This window comes from Pannus brasiliensis CCIBt3594 (genome assembly GCF_036688125.1).
In the GTDB taxonomy this organism is placed as follows: domain Bacteria; phylum Cyanobacteriota; class Cyanobacteriia; order Cyanobacteriales; family Microcystaceae; genus Pannus; species Pannus brasiliensis.
On the sequence record NZ_JBAFSM010000116.1, the window covers coordinates 1 to 830 of the forward strand.

The 830-nt window shown below is 38.8% G+C and carries 1 protein-coding gene; it reads left to right on the forward strand.

The features are described from left to right. Window positions 1-622, forward strand: a 622-nt coding sequence (locus V0288_RS24975; RefSeq protein WP_332867909.1) for an IS4 family transposase, incomplete at its 5' end; no start/stop codon positions are given. Window positions 623-830 lie beyond the last annotated feature (208 nt).

Below are 830 nucleotides of genomic sequence, written 5' to 3' on the forward strand. Positions count from 1 at the left end.
CCCCGAACTTGCCTTAACCGGCACGGGGTCTTGCTATTCATGCAGGAGGTCTAGTAAATACGGGGAAGAAACTTTAGACGCAACTCCCGTGAACCGAGTCCTGATGATGGATAGAGGATTTTGTAAGCTAGAGAGAATCGAGCAATTACTCGGGGAGGAAGAACGATACTTTCTCATGAGATTGAATTTAAATACGACCTTAGAAAGTCGAGAGAATGGCATTTATCAAATCGGTAAACAAGGAGAACTTCTCGCAAGAGTGATTGTTTTTCGAGACGAAAAAGGAAAAGAATATCGTTTAGTTACGAATTTGCCAAGTTCGGGAGAAAGCGGTTTTACCGACGAAGAAGTTAAAGAACTTTATCGACAGAGGTGGCAAATAGAACTTCTTTGGAAGTTTTTAAAAATGCACTTAAAGCTAGACCGAATTATCACAAAAAATACCAACGGTATCACGCTTCAAGTTTACGCAAGCTTAATCGCTTATCTTTTGCTCCAATTGTTAGAAGTAGCGAGTTTTGTCGGAGGGAAAACTCTCGACAAACTTCGGTGTCTTTTGAGTTTCATGAAATCGGAAAAAAGTTTCGTGCATTGGTTTGACAAACTAGCTTTTTCAAACTAAATTCGGGATAGATAGACTTACTATATTCTCTGATATTAAGTTTTGTTAAGCGATTCAACACTTCTGGTTCGTTATAATAACAGTCTAGAATTTTCTGACGGAACTCTACTGGATAAAATTTCATTAGTCACTCAATTTAGCTATCCGCAGTATTATACCTCATCTTTGTGAGAAAGGCTGTATCGCTCTTTTATCACTATGGGGAGGT